The organism is Gracilimonas qinghaiensis, assembly GCF_046602855.1.
Lineage (GTDB): Bacteria > Bacteroidota > Rhodothermia > Balneolales > Balneolaceae > Gracilimonas.
This window is the reverse complement of record NZ_JBKINJ010000002.1, coordinates 380,841-402,552: the sequence shown is the minus strand read 5'-3', so window position 1 is coordinate 402,552 and position 21,712 is coordinate 380,841. Positions and strand designations below refer to the sequence as shown.

Below are 21,712 nucleotides of genomic sequence, written 5' to 3'. Positions count from 1 at the left end.
GGTGATTTGAGTGTTGAGTCATGAGTATTTAGTATTGAGATTTTTCCTACTCAATACTCGGATCTCACGATTAATTATTTATGTTGTGTTTCCCAATCAGGTAGTCAACAAAAGCGGCTGCTTTATGCTGATCTGTTTTTGCCTGAATGCGTTTGAGTTGGTATTCCAGTTGTTTACGCTGCATACGAAGTATCTCTTCGAACTCAGAACTATCTGAAGCATAGGCATCCATCATAATGTTGATAGCCTGCGTTATGCGCTGAATTTGTTTTTCGTTGTAAAGATCAAATCTTCGGTTAGCATCCCTATGATCCCGCAGCGAGGCATCCAGTTCAGTTTCCAGGGAATTTTCACGGGATGAGATCTGATACTGCAGATCCTGAATATTTCGATCGGCTTGTTGCACCCGGGCACTGTTCTTTTTTCCAAATAAGGGAACCTTAAAACCGGCCATAACCATCAGCGCATCCTCACCGCTGTTGGTCACATTTGGCATATCGGTCTCTCCGGTAAATATGTAATCGATTCCAAGTTTGATACTTGGCCTATTCTGTTTTTGAGTCAGTGATTTCATGTCTTCGGATGAGGCTTCTTGATATCGGAGGCGGTTTAAATTTGGGTTTTGCCGGTAAATTTGAGCAAGGAGTTCTTCACGTGATTTGATCTTTGAGTCTTCCAATGAATCAGGCAGCGTGATCTTAGCTTCATTATTTTGATTGAGTAACTCGTTCATTTTCTGAAGTAATACATCTCTGTTATCCTTCAACAACTCGATCTGAATTTTGAGGTCTTCCTCTTCAATTTGGGCTCGGAGTACATCTACCTGGGTTGCACGATCGGTTTCATATCGAGCCAGACTAAGCTCAACCAATGAATTTAAGATCGCTTGGTTTTCTTCAGCGATGCGAATGCTTTCCTGTATTTCATAAAGTTCCAAAAGCGTCTGCTCTACTTGTAGAAATATTTGATTTCGCGCTTCCTGAAAAGATTCAAACTTGGCTTTTGCCCGTAACTCAGAAGCAGATCGTTGATCTTTAAGTGAACCGAACCATGGCAGCATTTGAGAAATGGAGATGCGCCCTTGCTGTGGTCCTACTCGGGTTTCAATGGGTTTGACGAAATAGGAAAATGAAACTTCCGGATCGGGCAAGGCTCCAACAATGGGACTTTCTTCCAAAGCCGATAAGTATTGCTGGTATTTGGCTTTCAGTTCCGGATTGTTTTCGGCCGCCTCTTGTTGGTAATCTGCAATGGTTTGTGCTTGGGCATTGAAAGAAAGCATGATTAACACCAGTAGCGTTATTAACAACAGGGGTTTCCCAAAGTTCGTTAAGGACTTTTCGTCCTGCTCGTTCAGTGTTGGATGTTGGATGTTCCTTGTTCGATGTTCTTCTCTCATTTCAAACTCCTTTTCATTTCAAATTCTTTCCACATGTAATAAAGCACCGGGATCACCAGAAGTGTGATGACTTGCAGGAACATCCCACCCACACTGGGAATGGCCATTGGCACCATGATATCTGAACCGCGGCCTGTGGAGGTTAGAACGGGCAGTAAAGCCAGAATGGTGGTAGCTGTGGTCATCAAGGTTGGGCGAATACGGCGGGTGCTTGCATCAATTACCACTTCACGCAGTTCGGATGATGTTTTGGGTCTTTTGCGGTCAAACAATTGGTCGAGATAAGTGGCCATCACCACACCCCCATCTGCCGCAATGCCGAATAAGGCAATGAAACCAACCCATACGGCCACACTCAAATTTACGGTCCCCATTTGAAAAAGATCTCGCAGGTTTTGCCCGAACAATTCAAAGTTCAGGAACCAGCCCTGACCGTATAGCCAGACGAGCAGGAAACCGCCTGCCCAAGCTACAAAAATGCTGCTGAAGATCATGGCGGTAGTGCTAACTGAACGGAACTGGAAATACATGATCAGAAATATGATGAGCAGTGCTATTGGAAGAATAATGCTCAATCTCTTCTCAGCCCGAACCTGATTCTCGTAGTTTCCGGCAAATTCAAAATTGATGCCGGTGGGGATGGTCAGATCACCGGAATCGATATTATCCTGAATGTTTTGTCTGGCATTTTCCACAACTTCCACTTCGGCGTAACCATCCATTTTATCGAAAATGACATAACCAACCAGAAAGGTGTCTTCGCTTTTGATAGCTTGGGGGCCCTGCCGGTATTTGATCTCAGCAAGTTGTGATAGAGGGACCTGGGCATCCGTTTTGGTTGGAACCAAAAGTTCACCTAAAGCTTCCGGATTATCTCGAAGCTCTCGTGCAAACCGCACACGTATGGGATAGCGTTCACGTCCTTCAACTGATGTTGAAACCGCCATTCCACCAACACCCATCGACATAAATTGCTGAACCTCCTGAACCGAAAGACCATAGCGCGCCAACTGTTCGCGATTCCAGTGTACTTCCAGATAAGGTTTGCCAACGATACGCTCAGCAAAAACGGAAGAGGCTTTTACGCCTTCTGCTCCACGGAGCACATCCTCCAGTTTCAGCCCGAAGTTTTCGATTTCCTGCAGATCATTACCCTTCACTTTTACACCCATGGGAGCTCGCATACCGGATTGCAGCATCACCAGACGTGTTTCTATAGGCTGAAGTTTTGGAGCTGAAGTGGTTCCGGGAATGCGGGCGGCATCAACAATTTCATCCCAGATATCATCTGGAGATTGAATGTGTTCTCGCCACTGCCGGTAATACTTACCATCTCTATCTGCGATCAGTTCACCGTTTTTATCCCTGACAAAATCTCCGCTGTTATTCACCCTGAAGCGAACCCGCCGCCCGTTTTGATCGGTTTTGTATTCTGATTTGTATAGAATGACATTTTCGAACATGGAAATTGGAGCAGGATCGAGTGCAGATTCAGTTCGACCCATTTTACCAACCACTGTTTCGACCTCCGGGATGGCGTTTACTGCCAGATCAATTTTACGCATTACGTCTTCAGCCTCTTCTACACCGGCATGTGGCATGGTAGTTGGCATTAGAAGGAATGCGCCTTCATCGAGGGCCGGCATGAATTCCTCCCCAAGTCCCGGAAAGGCATCAGAGGCGGAAGTCCATACAGATGTTTCCTGTACATCAAGTCCGATCACATTAAAGCTTTTTGCTACAAACCCGAAGGTTGTGGCAAAGCCCAGCCATGTCATAACACCAAAGATCACGAAAGCGGATGGAACGGCGAGGAAGGTTTTTCTATGATCCAGGCACCAGCCGATGATAGGCTGGTAATATTTTATAATGAGCCAGAACGAGGCCAAGATCAAGGCGATGACCATCACAATGAAAAATAGGTTTCCTGCAAAAGAAACTGATGGACCAAATGGCAACCAGTACTTGGTCAACAGCCAGGTTACTACCATTACAGAGAGGGTATTATTCAATAAGGGAATTCGCTTGCGATAACTGTCATTTAAAAAGAATCCGACACCATTTATCAATCCAAATCCCAGGATCAAAAAACCGCCCCAGCCTGAAATAGTGAACATTGCGATAAACCCGCCGATCACCAATACTCCATTCCAACCCAGTTTTAGTTTCTTGTTGTTGATCTTCAGCCCAAAGAACCAGTGAGCAAATGGCGGAATTAACGTGATGGTGATGATAATAGAAGCAATTAGCGCAAAGGTCTTGGTATAGGCAAGTGGTTTAAAGAGTTTTCCTTCGGCCGCGATCATGGTGAATACGGGTAAAAAACTAACGATCGTAGTGGTTATTGCGGTGAGTACGGCACCTACTACTTCTACTGTGGCATTATAAATCACCTCTAAAAGGGACTCATCTTCTTCCATTTCCTCCATATGCCGGAGCATGTTTTCAGAAAGTATCACACCCATATCTACGATAGTCCCTATAGCAATGGCTATTCCCGAGAGCGCTACAATGTTGGCATCCACTCCGAAGTACTTCATGGCTATAAACGTCATGAGTACAGCAATGGGTAGCATAGCAGATATCAAAACCGAAGTCCGCAGGTTCATCACCATAATAACGATGACAATGATGGTGATCAGGATCTGTAGCATAAGGGCTTCTTCGAGTGTCCCTAGCGTTTCCGAGATAAGCGTGGAGCGATCATAGAATGGCACAATGGTTACTTTGGATTCCGTGCCGTCTTCAAGCATTTTTGAAGGTAGCCCGGAAGCGATCTCCTCGATCTGTGCTTTTACGTTGTCGATCACCTGCTGAGGATTTGCTCCCTGTCGCGCCACGACCACGCCCCCTACCGCTTCTGCACCTGCTTTATCCAGTGCGCCTCGCCGCGGAGCAGGGCCCATGCTTACAAATGCAATATCCTGAATGCGAATGGGCGTATTATCCACGACTTTGACAACAGCGGATTCAAGGTCGCCCAGATCTTTGACATAGCCGATACCTCGTATTAGGTATTCGACATTATTCATCTCAATGGTTCGGGCACCGGTTTCTGCATTGGCTTTTCGTACCGCATTAATAACTTCTGAAAGAGTGACCTCATAGGTTTTTAATTTGTTGGGGTCTATATCGACCTGGTACTCTTTCACATAGCCTCCAATGGAGGCGACCTCTGCCACGCCCTGTGCCCCGGAAAGGCCGTATTTAACATAAAAATCCTGAATGGATCGGAGCTCCTGAGGATCCCAGCCTCCAGCCGGATCACCATTCTGATCCCTGCCTTCCAGTGTATACCAAAAGATCTGTCCAAGACCGGTGGCATCAGGTCCAAGACTGGGTTTGGCCGCTTGAGGTAAGGTACCGGCCGGCAGTGAGTTCAGTTTCTCAAGGATACGGGTGCGACTCCAGTAGTAATCCACATCCTCTTCAAATATCACATAGATAATTGACAGTCCCGTCATCGAATTACTTCTGACGGTCTTTATGCCGGGCACGGTCAGCAGTTGGGTTGTAAGTGGATAGGTGACCTGATCTTCAATATCCTGAGGTGACTGACCTTCCCAATCAGTATACACGATCTGCTGGTTCTCACCCAGATTAGGGATGGCATCCACAGGCACGCGATCCCGCGGAAGGAAATCCAGATTCCAATTGAATGGTGTAACGGCAAGTCCCCAGCCTACCATGACCAGTAAAAGCAGTACAGCTACTAGTTTGTTTTCCAGAAAAAACCGGATGGTTTTGTTTAGCATTTGTGATTGGTTATTAGGAATTGGTTAATGGTTTTTAGAGCTCGTTCCGAACGTCTCGTTCGGAATGCCTGCAGGAACCTCTGGTTCCAAAGTAGTTGGTATGAGTTTGGTTGACCTTACTGTCCTCTCTCTGATAACAAGCAAAGCTGAAAATTGGTCTCTCTCCGAAGAGAGATAGGTTCTGGTCAAATTCAGAGTATCGAAATCGAGTTAAACTGTAGAAGTTGGCAGGAACTTATATCCCTTTTCGGGTAGGAGAGTCAGAGATAAAGCAACCGACTCAATAGGACAGAGCAATCCCTAGATCAGAAAAGACTCGTTGGATAAGTAGATAGGCGGTGGGAAATAGGAATCTGAAACCGGAATATGAAAAGCACTGGTTCCAGGTTGATCAATGTGAATTTCTGCCAGTATTTCAACAATGGTCAAAGCCGGAACTTTCACTTTAAGTTGGGCTTTGGCTTCAGTCTTAACAGGGGCCTCCTCAATGGAACAGGCACAGGCAAAGCCAAAGTCATGCAGATCGTGATGCTTCATCTCATTTTTGTGGTCACCGGAAATCGCACCATTCATCGGGCAGTCTTCCGCATGTTCACTCATGGGCTGATGCATCCCGTCCATTTCATTGCATACCTCATCCGACATGGCATGAAGTCCTGATGGAAGCGAAACTCCGACCAGGATACTCAAGCTGAGTAGCGAAGCGATGAAACGATATGTGGCAGAAATTTTCACGGACAGAAATTAATCAAGTGAGCAGTGATTTCAAAACCTCGCAAGAAGGAAGTCAGTATTAGATAAATGTTTAATGGGATTTGGTAAGTGAATATTCACTATTAAAGTATAGAGTTTATGCGAGCAAAGTGAATGAGCTCAGCCAAATTATTACAACCTGTTTTTCCAAGCAATTTTGAGCGGTGGGTTTGTACGGTATAGGGACTTATGGAAAGTTCGTCCGCAATTCTTTCGGTATGCTTACCCGAGCCATAACCTGCCAGTACTTGTTTCTCCCTTGTTGTAAGCTTGTTCAAGTTTATCAGCTGTTTGGTGACAGTATTATACACAAAGTGCTTTTGCGATCCCGGAATAGAAACGGATGAAAGTACATGCTTGTGATCCGTTACCTCTTTGAGGTGAGTTATATCGGTAAATACGGCCAGGCAAAGTTTAATATCACCTTCCTCACCGGTAGTTACTACAATATGCTGGTCCAGGAAGTGCCGGAATTGTTTTTTAAGCTGAACGGTGTACATGAATGTAATCGAACTCCTGATTCTGGTTTTACCGGAAATATTTTTCAGCTTTTGCCAGCAAATGTTTGATTGGCGCTTCATCTCCTGTTTTGTCTCGGGTGCTAAATGATCTGTAAACAGTGCAGGCCCGCGTTCATACCAGGTTGATGATGGGTAACCCGTAAATTCTTCACACTGTTTAGAAATATGAAGGATTTCTTTAGTGTGATAATGATAAAAGAGGTAGAAGAAAGGCCCCAATCCTGAATTTATCCTACTGATCAGGTCATCAATATTTTGGTGCTCGACTGGGGATATCTGCTTCAAAAAATCTTCAGATACAGAAGGTATGGCTTGACCTAGGTTTTCGCTATGTGCCATGATCGCCCTCCCGCTGTTTGGTACGAATATTTTTGCGGTGCGTACGCACGGTTTGCACACTGATGTCCAGCTTTTCTGCAATATCTTTGGAAGTCAGCCCCTGCTGCACCATATTTTGAATTCTTTGTTCACTTTCAGTTAGGGTTACCCTTTGGTGTTCCCTGATAAGAGTCTTGTGCTGGTCTTCGATCTCATTGGATTCACGGTTATAGACGAAATACGACACATACCGGTTATCTTTGGCTTGGTGGAGGGTATTGGTATCAATGAACCGACTCAGTACGATCTGCGGCCTGCCGTCGGTGTTAAAACCTACCACCTCATTTTGGTGAAGAATATGTTTTGTTATTCCACTGCGGGAGCAAATTCGGTTTTCAATGCATATGATGCGGTTTCTGATATCTTTCTTTTCAGGGCCGGTAAAGGTACTCCATTGTCGTTGCACATATTTTATAACAGCAGGCTTATCATCCGGATGTACATGTTCGAAGGGCAATTGAGCAGCTTCATAGATCTCTTCAGGTGAAAGTCCATATATGGAATCAAAGCTCTTGCTTACAAAAAGCATCGTGTCTGTCTTAAAGTCAAAAAAAAGTATAGCAGTAAGGAAATGGAATAAGAGCCTGCTCCTCCAATGAAACCAGATCTTCTACAGATAGATTTTGTACCGGTTCTTTTTCCGGATAGTAGTCAGTCCATAGTTTACGGATGTTTTTAAAACTTGACGCTTCCATAGGGTGAATTAATTTCACATGGTTTTTAACTAGCAAAAAAGAAAACGATAGTCAATAGATGGTAGGAATTTTGCCCTGATCGTCTGCCTATCTACTTAAAATGGGGTATATCTCTTTTCGAAAATATTATATAGGATAGCAGATCATTCTTATAATAAAAGACAATAACAGCTAAAACGGGGACTATCATGAACACAATAACCAAATTATTAGCAGTAATGCTGCTTGGATCTGCCATTCTATTAACCGGCTGTGATCCATCAGGGCTATCGGGTACAGACCAGACGCTTAAGGAAACAAACCTAAGTCCTTTGGTGAGCAGCAATCAAATGAATACTGCTGCAACCGAATATGAAATTGTGGATTTGGGTTCGCTAGGAGGTAATTTTAGTAGAGCTAGTGCGATAAATGATGCTGGACAAGTAGTAGGTATAAGCTTGAATTCCTCTGGTGAGCGGCATGCGTTTATATGGGACGAAGACAATGGAATGCGTGCCCTAGGGACATTGGAGGGCCAAGAAAGTCGTGCAATTGGTATCAATGATAAAGGACATGTAGTAGGAGAGATTATAAATTATCCTAATAATCGTGCTTTTATATGGAATGAAGAGGTGGGAATGCGTGCACTTGGGACCTTGGGAGGGAGTACTAGTGTTGCAACGGACATAAATGAAGCGGGACAGGTTGTGGGCTATAGTGTTACTGAAACGGGTGAAAGGCATGCTTTTGTTTGGGACGACAATAACGGTATGCGAGACCTCGGAACCCTAGATGAAATTTATGGCGTGAGTGTTGCAAATGGTATCAATGAAGCCGGGCAGGTGGTAGGATTTAGCAGGAATACTTCTGGATACCGTCCATTTATATGGGATGAGGTTAGAGGTATGCGAGAAATTAACATTGGTTCGGAATGGTACCATGCTTATGCTTATGGAATGAATGATGGAGGTCAGGTAGCAGGGTATGGCACGGGGTTGCAATCTGGTCGTAATCATGCAATTTTGTTGGATATGAGTGAAGGAGTAAAAGATCTAAGCAGATTAGATAATACAAAAAGTCAGGCATATGCTATTAACAATGCTGGGCAGGTAATAGGATATAATCGAAGTGGCTCCGGACATCGTGGATTTATTTGGGATGATGTAAATGGTATGAAAAACTTGGGCACACTGGATAAAAATAGTAGTCCCTATTCCAGATCATTAGCTAATGACATCAATGAAGGCGGTCAAATAGTTGGACATAGCTTTGTTGCCGGTGTAAATTATGCAGTAATCTGGAACCCGATACAAAACAGTGATACCATCCCGCCGGAAATTACATTTGAGACGGTTAGTACCAATCTTTGGCCCCCAAACCATAAGATGCACCTGGTGCTTTCAGGAATCTCAGCCACTGATGACAGTGACGAAGATCCATCTCTGTCCGTATCAGTGACAAGTGATGAGCCCCTTAACGGACTTGGAGATGGTAACACCAACGAGGACTGGCAAGTCGTTCAGGCTTCCGATGGCAGCTATGAGGTATACGTCCGCGCCGAGCGCAGTGGTAACAGCTCCGGAAGGATCTATACGGTTACCATGACAGCTGAAGACGCCTCAGGGAATGTTGCAGAGGAAATCATAGAGGTAAAAGTGGCACGTGACATGGGCAGGTCCCTTAACTAATAAGTAGACTTTTCTGTTACATAACATCTATTGCTCGACTCTGTCAGAACCGTTAGGTTTTGTGATCCGGGTCGGGCAATTTTTCTTTTAATTTCGTGCATTTAGCTCCGGTTGCACGTAAAAAAACAGAGGAACCATTGATAAATATAGATCCAGGAACCGTTGCCAGCTTCTAACATGCCCCTATCCTTCCCTTATTAATTTTAAAGCTGACCAAATCATAGGTCTAAGATCCATATATTCGGGCTCCATATTTCATCCCAATAGGTCTATCCGTACAAGCAAGAGGTCCTTCTATTAGCCCAATTACAAAAAAGCGCTACATACTGATTCTCGGTATCATCTTTATTGCACTGTCTATGCGTTCGCCATTATCGAGTGTGGGCCCGCTCACAGAGTTTATCCAAAATGCTTTGGGGCTTTCATACAGTATGGTTGGGTTGATCACGACTCTGCCTTTAATTTGTTTTGCTTTGTTATCCGGTTTTACGCTGTATTTCACACAGCGGTTTGGGTTAGAATTCACTCTTGGTGCTGCCCTCTTCATTCTAACTGTTGGTACAGTCAGCCGATATTTCGCAACTATTCCGTCTTTATATCTGGGTACGCTGTTCATAGGGATCGGCATCGCGGTGATGAACGTGCTTATGCCCTCTATTGTAAAAAGGGATTTTCCGCAACGATCCGGATTTATGACAAGCCTGTACTCGGGAGTGATGGGAATCGGAGCCACATTGGGTGCCGGTGTGAGTGTGCCTCTTGCTCATGCCACCAATTGGCAATTTTCACTTGGGAGCTGGGCTATTCTTTCCTTTGCGGGACTGTTGCTTTGGATCCCCCAGCTTAGGAATAGAACCAAGCCCAAGAACCCCATTCATATTGGAGCGGCCATCAAGAAGCTCGGATCCTCTCCGATCGCCTGGCAAATAGCGTTCTTTATGGGATTGCAATCACTCATTTTCTATGCCGTGCTGGCCTGGCTCCCTGAAATTCTGATAGACAGGGGGATGACACCCACCAAAGCCGGGATAGTTCTGTCAATTTCTCAAGGGACCGGTATTCTGGGATCACTAGTCATACCTACGATCGCCGGGCGGTTCAAAGATCAGCGCAGTATAGTATTGGTGACCGCATCTATGGAGATCATTGGAGTGCTTGGGATCTTGTTATCAGATACATTTTTGGTATCTACCTGGGCGGGAATATTAGGATTTGGTCTGGGCGGCAATTTTAGTCTGGCACTGCTATTTATGGTGTTGCGAGCTGAGTCTGCTGAACTGACTACCGGTCTTTCAGGAATGGCGCAATCCGTCGGCTACTTTGTTGCTGCTTTTGGTCCTGTTTTGTTTGGCTTTATTCATGACCTTACCAACAGCTGGAATATTCCATTATACAGTATGTTGGTTATAGCGACTTTACAGCTTGGATTCGGTTTGGGCGCGGCAAGAAATAAGACGATCTCCGCTAACGCTTGATATAGCATGACCGCTCTCCATTTATGGTTCCTCTGCTGAGAAACCAAGCCAAGTATTATGGCTCTGCTTCAGTCCCGGCTCACACTAAATCTTTTCAATACTGTTCTTTATTTCATCCGTCATTTCGTTACGGGCTTGATCAAGATCGTAATGAGCTTGTAATCCAAGCCACATTTCTGCACTGGTGCCGAGGGCAATGGAAAATCTGATGGCCGTGTCCCCCGTAACAGAACGCCTTCCCCGGATTATCTCATTCACACGATTGGGGGAAACTGAAATTCGCCGTGCAAATTCGCGCTGACTGATATTCATTGGTTCCAGGTACTCACTCGAGAGTATCTTTCCCGGATGTATGGATTTGACCTTTTTCTCTTCACTCATAATTTATCTTTGATTAGCTGATGGCTATAATGTACTGCATGGCGGTACACTTTACAAATTGCAGTTTAATTAACCATAATGCTCTCTAATATCAGATTAACTACATTGTAGGATAACAAAGGAGGTATTATATCACAACATGAAAAGATCGGTTATGTGGAATTCCCTTCTGTGGACCTTGAGGCAACCAAGGATTTCTTTAAAAAAGCATTTGGCTGGAAATTCAATGACTATGGTTCTGAATATTGCGATTTTGCAAATGAAGGAATCAACGGCGGATTTTATAAGTCTAAAAAAGTATCCAATTCCGATTCCGGCGGGGCGCTGATCATTTTCTATAGCAAATACCTAAAAACCACTCAAAATAAAATTCAAGAATTTGCTGGTAAGATCGTGGAAGAGCCGGGTAAAACACTTTAGTTGTTGTAATAAAAAAGGATTGGAACTCAAGAGATCCAATCCTTTATAATTATATTAAAGAAATTGTAAGCTTATTTAGGCCAATAGATTTCAGGCAAACCATTACTTACTAATAAACTACTATAATTCTTAACCGATTGATTTTTTATAGTATTAAGTTCCTTTTTTAGATCAGACCACTCTTTTAAGTAATCTCTGGTAACATCCCTTGAGCCAGCTGTAACAGGAATATTTTTACTCATTTGATTTAAGAAATCTTTGTATCTAAGTAGCAATCTTGCTTCAAATTGGTAATTGTGTTGTCCTGTACGCATCTCTTTTTGTAAGATTTCTGCAATCCAATCTTCAATAGTTTCATTTAAAGCGGCCCCTTTATCTTTTACTTCTTTGTTGTCTGAAACATCTAAAGCAAAATCAATTTGGCGTTGTACTTGACGAAGGTCACGAACACCTTTAGACATTTCGGTTGCAGCCGCATATAAAGAAGCAGAAAGTTTATCGCGTTCTTCGAATGAGGCGGCAGCGTTGGGAATACTGCTAAGAATATTTGGGTGAATTTTAAGCTCAAAATCTTGACTTTGGCTGAAATCACCGATACTCATTCTCACCTTATACTCCCCGGGTGCGGCATCATATGCACTCAAGTTACGGCTGGTAGTTGTAACCTCTTTAATGCAGTCGAACATGCCAACTCGCATATTCCAGCTATATACATGAGCACCTGAACTTCTTTCCAATTGTGGCCTTTTCATTGAATCACATGATGTTGGAGGCTCATTAGAAGCTTCGGAATGAACAACTTGTCCTTTACTATCTATTATTTCCAATGACATCGGAACATCTTTACCAACTTCTTTATTAAGCACATATGCTATTTGTAAGTCAGAGGGAGCATTCTCGCCAGGAGCTACATCTACGCTATATGAAATGGAGATACCAACGTTGAAATCTCGGGGCTTATATAGATAGTAATCTGCTTTTGCTACCTCATCAGAAATCTGATGTAATGGAGTCAGATCATCTAAGATCCATAATGCACGACCTTGAGTGGCTACCACTAGATCTTTACGTTTAACCCTAAGATCGGTAATTGGGACTTCCGGCAGATTATTCTGAAGAGGTTGCCAGTTTTTCCCATCGTTAAAGGAAACAAAAACCCCGGTTTCAGTACCGGCATAAAGTAATCCTTTTTTATCAGGGTCTTCTCTTACTGTACGAGCAAAGGTGTTATTCGGAATGCCAGTTACTATTTTTTCCCATGACGATCCATAATTATCGGTTTTATAAATATAAGGAGTAAAGTCATTCATTTTATAACCAGCAACAGCGATGTACGCAGTAGCGGGGTCATGAGGAGATGGCTCAACAACATTAATAATGGCTTCCGGTAAATCCTTTGGGGTAACATTTGTCCAAGTTTCGCCTGCATTTTTAGAAACATGTACTAAACCATCATCAGAACCTACCCAAATAACTCCTTCCTTAATCGGAGATTCTTCGATATTGAAAAGGTTGTTATAACTTTCGGCAGTAATTTGCTCGTTAGAAATTGGTCCCCCGCCTTTACCTTGATGGTCTTTATTATTTCTAGTGAGATCTTTGCTTATTACATCCCAAGTTACTCCTCTATCAGATGATTTCATCACATACTGAGAACCATAATAAATAACAGAGGGATTGTGTGGAGAAACGAGAACCGGTCCATTCCAGTTGGCTCGATATTTTAAATTCTTAGGTTGTACACCGCTAACTCTCTCAGGATAAGGTCTAACCATTCTAACATTATCAATTTCGCTATCCCACTCAATGAAGTTACTGGCAAAATATGTAGAATAAATATATCGGGGATTGTCAGCATCAAATCCAACAGTTGAGGATTCACCGGCACGGATAATATCCCAATGCATCTCACCAATCCCACCATCAGATGTTTTGCTATCAATTACGATAGAGCTATTATCTTGCTGCCCGGAATAAACACGGTATGGATATTGATTATCGGTTATAGCACGATAAAACTGTCCGGTGGGCTGATTTCTAATGGATGACCATGTTTCTCCACCGTTGTAAGTGACGGCACCACCCCCGTCATTGGCATTGATCATATTGTCACTGTTTTCCGGATTGATCCACATATCGTGATGATCAACATGAGTAAACATACTCCCAGAAAATGTTTTACCACCATCGATTGACTTCATTGCGAAGCTGTTTAAAACCCATAGTTCATCCTCATCTGAGGGATCCGCAACAATATGCATGTAGTACCAGGCTCGGGCATAAGTTGTTGGGCCATTTGATGTCTGCACAAAGCTTTCACCGCCATCATCTGAGCGATAAACTCCTCCTTCCTTACCCAATGCTTCAATAGCCATATAAACTATCTTTGGGTTTGCAGGCGATATAGAAACCCCCATTTTTCCTTTCAATTCCGGAAGTCCTTTGGTTATTTCTTTCCAGGTTTTACCGGCATCAGTTGTTTTCCAAACTTTGCTGCCCGGCCCACCACTTTGAACATACCATGGCTTTCTATTAAAATCCCAGGAAGTAGCCATCATAATGTCCGGATTGGATGGATCTACACTTAGATCAGCTATGCCTGAGTTTTCATTTACATATAGAATCTTCTCCCAGTTTTCACCACCATCTTTGGTTAAGTAAATACCTCGTTCTTCATTTGGTCCCCAGGGATTACCTTGCGCAGCTACGTATACTACATCGGGATTTTTTGGATGGATAAAAACCCGGCTAATATGGCGAGTAGCTTCTAGCCCAATATGTGTCCATGTCTCACCTGCATCGGTTGATTTATAAACACCATCACCGTGAGATGTTTTAACCCCACGAACGGGACCTTCACCTGATCCAACATATATGATATTGTTGTCTGAAGGGGCTACTGTAACATCACCAATTCCTGTGGTATTAAAATAACCATCAGAGATAACATGCCATGTTGTACCACCGTCAGTTGTTTTCCAAACACCACCTCCGGTTGTACCCATGTAATAGGTATAAATATCTCCCGGAATACCTGTAACCGTAGTTGATCGGCCTCCACGAAAAGGGCCAATATTTCGATATGTTAAAGTTTCATAAAGGGTTTCATCAACAGGATAATTTGATATTTTTTCCTGTGCATTTGTGGGCGAATATAGTCCCAAGCAAAATATTAGTGCAAAGAGAGAAAGCTGTTTCATTGGTGTGAAATTAAAATTCAGGGTTGAGCTAGTTTAAAGAGAAGATTTTCCATTTTTGAACGTACTGATAATTTCTACCACTAAAAAAACGCAATAAATCTTTTAACAAAGATGAAATAAACGGAGGCTAATTCGTTAAGCTTCAGTAAATTGGAAACAATTATATTTATTAGGTAAGACTTTCTCCAAACTCTGTAAGGCAGATTACCTATACATGTAGTTCCTCCTACTTCTGATTATATTGTTTTATGGAAAAAATCACTCTATATATCAAAAACATGGTCTGTGACCGTTGTGTGATGGTCATTGAGACTGCATTGAAGGCTTTAGAGTTACAGGTGGATCACATTCAGCTGGGAAAAGCTGAAGTCACCCGCACCGGTGATAAACCCACTATGCATGAAATTGAAAAAGAGCTGGAGCGGTTTAACTTTGGGCTTATTAAGGATGAAGAGTCAGTATTAGTTGAAAAAGTTAAAACCACACTTATCCAGTGGGTAGAGTCCGGGGATCTGGAAACAGATGAGACGTCACTTTCCGATCATTTGGCAAGAAATCTGGCTAAAAGTTACGCGACCATCTCTCGTGTCTTTTCCCGAAAGGAAGAAATGACCATTGAAAAATATTTCATTCGGCTGAAGATCGAAAAGGCCAAGGAATTGGTCGAATACGGAAATCTTAGCTTCAGTGAGGTTGCCTATCGCCTGGGGTATAAGAATCTTCAGCATCTATCGCGCCAGTTCAAACAGATCACAGGAATGAGTATGAGCGAATATCAAAAACTTCAGGTACCGGACAGAAAATCCCTAGATAAGATCTAAGAATTGGATAAAGATGATACGGATTGGTGTATGTGATTTTATCAAAATGAATAATCAATAGTGTTAACGTGTTACGGTGTTAAAGAAAAAAACACCGTAACTTGTTAACACTGAAACGCCTGAACACCTAATCTCATGCTAAATTTAAAGATCCCACCGGGTGTGGTTTTTATTATTTGTATGGGATTGATGTGGCTCATTAAAGAAAACCTGCACAGCTCAATTCTGAAATTTGAGGGACACCTTTTGCTGGCTTTTGGTTGCTTTGCAGTCGGAGTCATAATAGGTTTGTTGGCTGTGATCGAATTTATTCGAAAGCGGACAACGGTAAACCCTCACAAACCGGAAAATTCAAGCAAGTTGGTCACTTCAGGTGTTTACACATACAGTCGGAATCCCATGTATTTAGCACTGCTGATCGCTTTGATTAGTGCGGTTTTGTATTGGGGAAATCCGTTTATCCTGGTCGTACTGCCTATTTTTGTTTGGTATATGAATGAATTTCAGATCAAGCCGGAAGAAGAGATAATGGAACAGAAATTTGGGGTTGAATTTTCAGAATATAAGAAAAAGGTTCGGCGCTGGCTTTGAAGTTTTAAATCAGGAACACACTTCACAGCAGCTATCGGGTTTGTTATCGGCAACAGAGTTTGTTTTTCCACTTCCAAAGAATGATGCGAGTGTAAATGACTCATTCGAGAATTTTTTCTGAACTCTGATCGCATTGGCAATTGCAATAAGAGCAACTCCAACGTCCGCGAAAATAGCCTCCCACATAGTGGCAAGTCCAACAGCGGCAAGAACCATTACCAGAATCTTAATACCCAGGGCAAAGCCAATATTCTGCCAGACCACTTTATGCGTAAATTTTGCGATGTGGATAGCCTGTGGAATTTTTGAGGGCTGATCGGTTTGAATAACCACATCTGCTGTTTCGATGGCTGCATCTGAGCCAATACCGCCCATCGCAATTCCTACATCTGCCAAGGTGATCACCGGGGCATCGTTCAGTCCGTCTCCTACAAACCCAACAACATGACCAGATCGCAAAGCCTTATTCACTTTGTCGTATTTACCGTCCGGAAGCAACCCTCCAAAAGCCTGACTTATGCCAAGCTGTTTGGCTATAGCATCTGTGGTTTGCTGATTATCCCCGGAAAGCATGATCAATTCGCTTACGCCTAAGCTCTTAAGTTCTTTCAGGGCTTGTTCGGCATCCGTTTTAATTTTGTCGGAGATCAAAATGGTTCCGATATGCATACCGTCTGCTGCTACATATACAATGGCAGATGGGTTATCATTATCTATTTCGGAAACGGAGACTTCATTCTCCTCCAATAATTTTCGATTGCCTACAAGGATCTTATTCTGGCTGATAGTTCCTTTAAGACCTCTTCCCGGTATTTCCTGAATGTCATTGGCTTCCGGTAAATCCTTTCCGTTGGTGAAACTCAGTATAGCTTTTGCAACGGGGTGCGAAGAGTGCTTCTCCAAAGAAGCGGCTAGTTTCAATATATCTGTAGTTTCATGTCCGTTAGCAGGATAGATTTCTTGCACCTCAAAGACTCCCTCGGTCATAGTCCCGGTTTTATCCAAAAACAAAGTTTTCATTTTTCGGAGTTGGTCCAGATAATCAGAGCCCTTTAGAAGAATCCCATTTTGAGAGGCCGCACCAATTCCCCCGAAATATCCAAGCGGAATGGAAATTACCAAGCCGCATGGACAGGAAACAACAAGAAAGATCAGTGCGCGATAAAACCAGTCTTGAAATACATAGGCTTCAACAAACAGCCAGGGCAGAAATGTGAGAGCTGTGGCCAGCCAGACGACAATAGGGGTGTAAACCTTCGCAAAGCGTGTCATAAAGCGCTGGGTAGGGGCTTTTCGTAGTGTAGCTTCCTGAACCATATTCAGGATGTCGGAAAGCCGTGAATCTTCATATTCTTTAGTCACTTTTATGCGTACCGGAACAAGCTCGTTAACTGATCCCGCCCAAACTTCTTCACCTGCATTTTTTGTCATAGGCTTGGATTCTCCTGTTAAGGCAGCAGTATTGAAAGAAGCCCGTTTTGTGAGAAGTTCACCATCAAGCGGGACTTTGGCCCCGGGTTTTACTTGAATGATCTCTCCCGGTTCTACTTCTGAAGGATGAATTTTTACTAATGTCCCGTTTCGTTCAACTGTAGCTATATCCGGTTGTTGATTGATGAGTGATTCAATGGAATGGCGGGCTTTACGAACCGCATTTCCCTGGGCATATTCACCGATCATATAGAAGAGCATTACCGCTACGCCTTCGGCATATTCACCTAAAATAAAGGCACCAACTGTGGCAATTCCCATGAGCAGAAATTCGCTGAAGATGGTGCCTTTTTGGATAGATTTAAAGGCTTTTATCCAAACTGGTGCTCCGACAAACAGATAGGAAATAAGATAAAGCGACAGAAAGACAATCTCATTTCCCTGGAAGGGAATCCAGTATTGAAGGGTCAATGCCGCAATTAAAAAAACGGCCGACCAAAATACTTCGTAATATTTTTTTATGAATTCCATGTATTAAAAATTTAGCCTGTCATAGCGAGAAGTCCATATTTATAATTTAAGCAAAGCCATCTTTCGATGTAGCCATCTCCGTGATTACGCTTGTGATTATTTGGAGGGAAATTGCAAGGTATTTGCTCTCTACGTTCGCTGGATATCTCACTATGATGACTTTATATCTTTTTTCCTAAAACTTAGGATAATAAGGTATCAATGGGACGGAAGCGAGTCTTATACTTATGTGTATTTTTTGTGCAGGATTGTGTAATACTTTATTGATGGAAGTGCTTCATATTCCAAAAGGTAGTAAAGGAAAGAGACCATTCCCAATTACTATAAATTCTGAATAGTAATAATACTTATAAACAGGTAACTAGGGTGCACTGATCAAAACAATATTTTCTGAGATCAGCCCCTTATCATTTTCTGTTACGTCAAATTCAAAGATGAGTTCTCGGCTTGGCAGATATGAGGTATCGAAATCATCCTCAAATTCTGATATATGAGCAAACACGGTTTTGTATGGCGAGCATGAGTCACGCGAATCGGTGATCCATAAGCAATCCTCTTTTCGTGTCAAGAAACGCAAAAAACCATAGCCTTCATCCTGAGTGAAGTCGTAACAGACGCCACGCACTCTTGAACCGGTTTCGCCCCATTTATAAGGTGAGTCAACAGGAAGCAATCCAGGAATCAGATAGCCTGAAACTGAAGAATCTACCGTTTTTTTAAGGGATGAGGATACGTTATCAAAAGCAACCAATTCGACCCGGCATCCTTTATTCTGCAGGGCATTCACTACGCTAATATAACTTCCACTGCTGCTTAAGAGGACAATTTTATCAAGGTGATCGGCCTGAACCAGCATATCAACAGCCATATCCATATCTATGTAAGACTTAGTGATCTTTTCGCCAGTTTCGTGATTGGTATAGGTGTGAACCGGTTTTTCGATCACTTTATATTCATAATCTCTTAGCACATCGCAAAAACGCTGGGTCTTGATCCGGTAATCGCGGTCTTCCTTCAGTCTTTCATTGTCGTAGCACAGATAAACATTCAGCCTTGAGGCAACAGCACCGTTTCGGCATGCAAACATTCGTAAAGTATCGTAGCGGAGACCGTATCCTCCGTTCATCGTCACATTAACAGCATCAACATATATACCGACTCGTTCTTTCGTATTCATAAAAATAATCCTGCATATTCAGCTTTAAAAATAATATTAAAAACAGTGAAGCAATATAAACTCAACGCTACCAAACCATTAACATAAATTTTAGGGAGAGAATCAAGAACTTAAATTTCATTCACAACCCAATTGAGTTACCTCTTAAATTCTTTGTCTTTTGAATAAGGCCATATAGGAAAGTGCAGCTACCGAAGATATGCCCGCAGTCATTAGAAGGATGGATGAAATGAGATCGGTAAATCCCATTTGCAGAACGTAAGGCTTGGAATAATAAAGGACGACTGATAAGATCATAACCCCAAATCCATAGAGGAGTTGATAGGGTACTTTAAAAACCTTGTTTGAGTAGTAGTAGATAACCATGGCCATGGTAAAATAGCTCAGCAAAGTTGCGGAGGCAGATCCCATCATTCCGAAATATGGGATGAGGATCAGATTAGCTAAAATCGTGATACCGGCCCCAATAAGAGTGATCTGCGGCAGTCGTTTGGTGGTTTCGCTAATAAATATTCCGGCTGAGAAATTGACATACCAGCCCTGAAACCAATAGGCCAAAAGTAATATAGGCACAATGGTCAGTCCACCCCAGAATTTTTTATCAACTAAGTAGAAATCCAGTACAGGAACCTGAATGGAAACAATCTGTTCAGCAAATAGAGCCACGAAAAGAAAAATAAGGGCTGCAGCGGAATTGAAGAAAACGAATGTTTGAGAAAAGGTCTTGGGTGCTGATTCTTCCTCAGATTGGCGCATAAAAAAGGGCTGCCAGGCCATTCTGAACATCTGAACCAGTAATAACATGAACACAGCCAGTTTGTAACAGGCGCTATAGATCCCCACAATATCATCGGGAGTTTGATCCGCACCATAAAGGCGCTCAACTGTAGAGGGCTCCATGGATTTCAAAAAAAAGCGGTCAAGCAGTTCATTGATAACATGACCGAAACCCGCAGGAACAAAAGGCAATCCGAAAAGGAGGGCCCTTTTTAATAATTGGGTATTCCATTTACCCGCCCACATTGGAAGAGTGAAAAACCAGGTGGCAACGGCTGTAAGTAGAGATGCAGCCAAGTTACTTATAAAGACAGCTTCGATCCCATAATCAAGTACGAGGATCAGATAGAAGTTTAATCCCAGATTCACAATCACATTGCCTGTTTTGATAACAGCGAATGAGATGGACTTACGAACCAGTCGCAGTTCAGCAAATGGAACAATGGCAATGGTATCGAATAAAAGAATACCCAGCATCATCCGGAAAACAGGATCCCCGCTTTCTAATCCTATCAAGGGTGTGATAAGTGGCTGCATGCTCCAGATAATAAGTACAAACAGGCCGGATGAGACTAAAAGAAATAACTGAAGGGTCTTAAAGATGCTTTTGGCTTCTTCACGGTCTTTGCCATACCGAATGTAAGCTGACTCCATCCCCATAGTGAAAAGCACATTGAACATGGCAATGGCAGCAAAGATCAGACTGACGATACCGTATTGATCCTCAGAAAAGACACCGGTGTGAAGTGGAACTAAAAGATAACCGATGAACCGAGCAAGCACGCTGCTTACGCCATAGATCATGGTATCGGAAAATAGTTCTTTTAACTTCGTCAATTCAGCAGGTTTTATTTGATGAAAGGGCTAAGATAGGTTCAGCCGTTCGATCGCTTCAACTCCAAGAGCGTAGCTATGTTTCCCAAAGCCGGTAATGATGCCGTTCATGACAGCACCAGTTATAGAACGATCACGGAATTCTTCTCTGCCGTGAATATTCGACAGATGAACCTCCACTTTTGGGAATGTAACAGCATCTAGAGCGTCACGGAGAGCCACTGATGTGTGTGAGTAACCGCCCGGATTAATGATCAATGCTTCGGTGTCGTTTTTCATCGCATCCTGTATACGGTTGATGAGCTCACCCTCAACATTACTTTGATAAAAGCTGAATGTATGATCAGGATACTGTTTTTGAAGTTCAGTCTGAATGTCCGGAAGAGTGTCTTTACCGTAAACATCAGGATCGCGGGTTCCCAGTAAATTCAAATTTGGACCGTTGATGATCAGGATATTCATAGCTCAACATTTTTACTGATCCTTCTTGCCAGATTCAGCATTTCGGTATCACCTAACTCAACTTTTTTACCCAAGCTAAATTCTTGTGATTCCTTATATATTGGGATGAGATGTATATGCGCATGTGGAACGAGCATTCCTTCAACTATCACTCCGGTACGCATTGGTTGAAGTGTTTTATCGATAGCCTTGGCCACCTTTTGTGAGAATTTGGTCAATTCAGCTAGATCTTCTGAATCCATATCAAAAAGATAATCGATCTCTTTTTTTGGTATGCAGAGTGTGTGTCCTTTAGCTGACGGATTTATATCTAAAAATGCGTAATGACGGTCATCCTCGGCTATCTTATAACTTGGTATTTCCCGTTCAATTATCTTAGTAAAAATTGTTGCCATAATTTTTAATCAAAGCTGTTAATTTGAAAGAAGATACTATCCAATAAAC

At 42.7% G+C, this 21,712-nt stretch carries 18 protein-coding genes; 5 read left to right on the top strand and 13 right to left on the bottom strand.

Going from position 1 to position 21,712, the window contains the following annotated elements:
- Positions 1-70: 70 nt before the first annotated feature.
- The 6 genes from ACKGJO_RS11645 to ACKGJO_RS11620 form a co-directional block, all read right to left on the bottom strand.
- A complete protein-coding gene (locus ACKGJO_RS11645) occupies positions 71-1,399 on the bottom strand; it encodes a TolC family protein (protein ID WP_411323611.1) in 1,329 nt (442 codons plus the stop codon).
- Positions 1,396-5,154: an efflux RND transporter permease subunit gene (locus tag ACKGJO_RS11640; RefSeq protein ID WP_411323610.1), complete on the bottom strand. Its 3,759-nt coding sequence runs from the start codon at positions 5,152-5,154 to the stop codon at positions 1,396-1,398. The genes ACKGJO_RS11645 and ACKGJO_RS11640 overlap by 4 nt, the downstream gene beginning before the upstream one ends.
- A gap of 300 nt (positions 5,155-5,454) precedes the next feature.
- On the bottom strand, positions 5,455-5,844 hold the full coding sequence (locus tag ACKGJO_RS11635) for a hypothetical protein (RefSeq protein ID WP_411323609.1): 390 nt from the start codon (positions 5,842-5,844) through the stop codon (positions 5,455-5,457).
- A gap of 146 nt (positions 5,845-5,990) precedes the next feature.
- A complete protein-coding gene (locus tag ACKGJO_RS11630) occupies positions 5,991-6,767 on the bottom strand; it encodes a helix-turn-helix transcriptional regulator (RefSeq protein WP_411323608.1) in 777 nt (258 codons plus the stop codon).
- Positions 6,757-7,335 carry a LuxR C-terminal-related transcriptional regulator gene (locus ACKGJO_RS11625; protein ID WP_411323607.1) on the bottom strand — a complete coding sequence of 193 codons (579 nt, stop codon included), beginning with the start codon at positions 7,333-7,335 and terminating at the stop codon, positions 6,757-6,759. The genes ACKGJO_RS11630 and ACKGJO_RS11625 overlap by 11 nt, the downstream gene beginning before the upstream one ends.
- 16 nt (positions 7,336-7,351) lie before the next feature.
- Entirely contained in the window at positions 7,352-7,501 is a 150-nt protein-coding gene (locus tag ACKGJO_RS11620; protein WP_411323606.1) for a hypothetical protein, read from the bottom strand.
- Between the two features lie 188 nt (positions 7,502-7,689).
- Between ACKGJO_RS11620 and ACKGJO_RS11615 the strand changes: the two genes are divergently transcribed.
- Both ACKGJO_RS11615 and ACKGJO_RS11610 read left to right on the top strand, forming a co-directional pair.
- Entirely contained in the window at positions 7,690-9,168 is a 1,479-nt protein-coding gene (locus tag ACKGJO_RS11615; RefSeq protein WP_411323605.1) for a hypothetical protein, read from the top strand.
- A 359-nt stretch (positions 9,169-9,527) separates the two neighbouring features.
- Positions 9,528-10,643, top strand: coding sequence for a CynX/NimT family MFS transporter (locus ACKGJO_RS11610; protein WP_411323604.1), 1,116 nt, complete (start codon positions 9,528-9,530; stop codon positions 10,641-10,643).
- Between the two features lie 84 nt (positions 10,644-10,727).
- Here ACKGJO_RS11610 and ACKGJO_RS11605 read toward each other — a convergent pair whose 3' ends face one another.
- Positions 10,728-11,024 carry a HigA family addiction module antitoxin gene (locus ACKGJO_RS11605; protein WP_411323603.1) on the bottom strand — a complete coding sequence of 99 codons (297 nt, stop codon included), beginning with the start codon at positions 11,022-11,024 and terminating at the stop codon, positions 10,728-10,730.
- A 156-nt stretch (positions 11,025-11,180) separates the two neighbouring features.
- Here ACKGJO_RS11605 and ACKGJO_RS11600 point away from each other — a divergent pair, with 156 nt between their 5' ends.
- Positions 11,181-11,444: a VOC family protein gene (locus ACKGJO_RS11600; RefSeq protein ID WP_411323602.1), complete on the top strand. Its 264-nt coding sequence runs from the start codon at positions 11,181-11,183 to the stop codon at positions 11,442-11,444.
- Between the two features lie 71 nt (positions 11,445-11,515).
- Here the strand turns inward: ACKGJO_RS11600 and ACKGJO_RS11595 are convergent, their stop codons facing one another.
- Positions 11,516-14,608, bottom strand: a complete 3,093-nt coding sequence (locus tag ACKGJO_RS11595) for a WD40/YVTN/BNR-like repeat-containing protein (RefSeq protein WP_411323601.1) — start codon at positions 14,606-14,608, stop codon at positions 11,516-11,518.
- 284 nt (positions 14,609-14,892) lie between these two features.
- Here ACKGJO_RS11595 and ACKGJO_RS11590 point away from each other — a divergent pair, with 284 nt between their 5' ends.
- Both ACKGJO_RS11590 and ACKGJO_RS11585 read left to right on the top strand, forming a co-directional pair.
- Entirely contained in the window at positions 14,893-15,465 is a 573-nt protein-coding gene (locus tag ACKGJO_RS11590; protein WP_411323600.1) for an AraC family transcriptional regulator, read from the top strand.
- Between the two features lie 135 nt (positions 15,466-15,600).
- Positions 15,601-16,056, top strand: a complete 456-nt coding sequence (locus ACKGJO_RS11585; RefSeq protein WP_411323599.1) for a methyltransferase family protein — start codon at positions 15,601-15,603, stop codon at positions 16,054-16,056.
- Between the two features lie 9 nt (positions 16,057-16,065).
- On the opposite strand, the gene ACKGJO_RS11580 is transcribed toward ACKGJO_RS11585, so the two are convergent.
- From ACKGJO_RS11580 to ACKGJO_RS11560, 5 genes are all read right to left on the bottom strand, one after another.
- Entirely contained in the window at positions 16,066-18,018 is a 1,953-nt protein-coding gene (locus ACKGJO_RS11580; RefSeq protein WP_411323598.1) for a heavy metal translocating P-type ATPase, read from the bottom strand.
- Positions 18,019-18,379: 361 nt separating this feature from the next.
- Positions 18,380-19,195, bottom strand: coding sequence for an NYN domain-containing protein (locus tag ACKGJO_RS11575; protein ID WP_411323597.1), 816 nt, complete (start codon positions 19,193-19,195; stop codon positions 18,380-18,382).
- Between the two features lie 144 nt (positions 19,196-19,339).
- Complete coding sequence (locus ACKGJO_RS11570; RefSeq protein WP_411323596.1) at positions 19,340-20,809, bottom strand: lipopolysaccharide biosynthesis protein; 1,470 nt, start codon at positions 20,807-20,809, stop codon at positions 19,340-19,342.
- 27 nt (positions 20,810-20,836) lie between these two features.
- Positions 20,837-21,268: a type II 3-dehydroquinate dehydratase gene (gene aroQ, locus ACKGJO_RS11565; RefSeq protein ID WP_411323595.1), complete on the bottom strand. Its 432-nt coding sequence runs from the start codon at positions 21,266-21,268 to the stop codon at positions 20,837-20,839.
- Positions 21,265-21,663: an HIT family protein gene (locus ACKGJO_RS11560; RefSeq protein ID WP_411323594.1), complete on the bottom strand. Its 399-nt coding sequence runs from the start codon at positions 21,661-21,663 to the stop codon at positions 21,265-21,267. Before ACKGJO_RS11560 ends, aroQ begins: the two co-directional genes overlap by 4 nt.
- Positions 21,664-21,712: the final 49 nt, after the last annotated feature.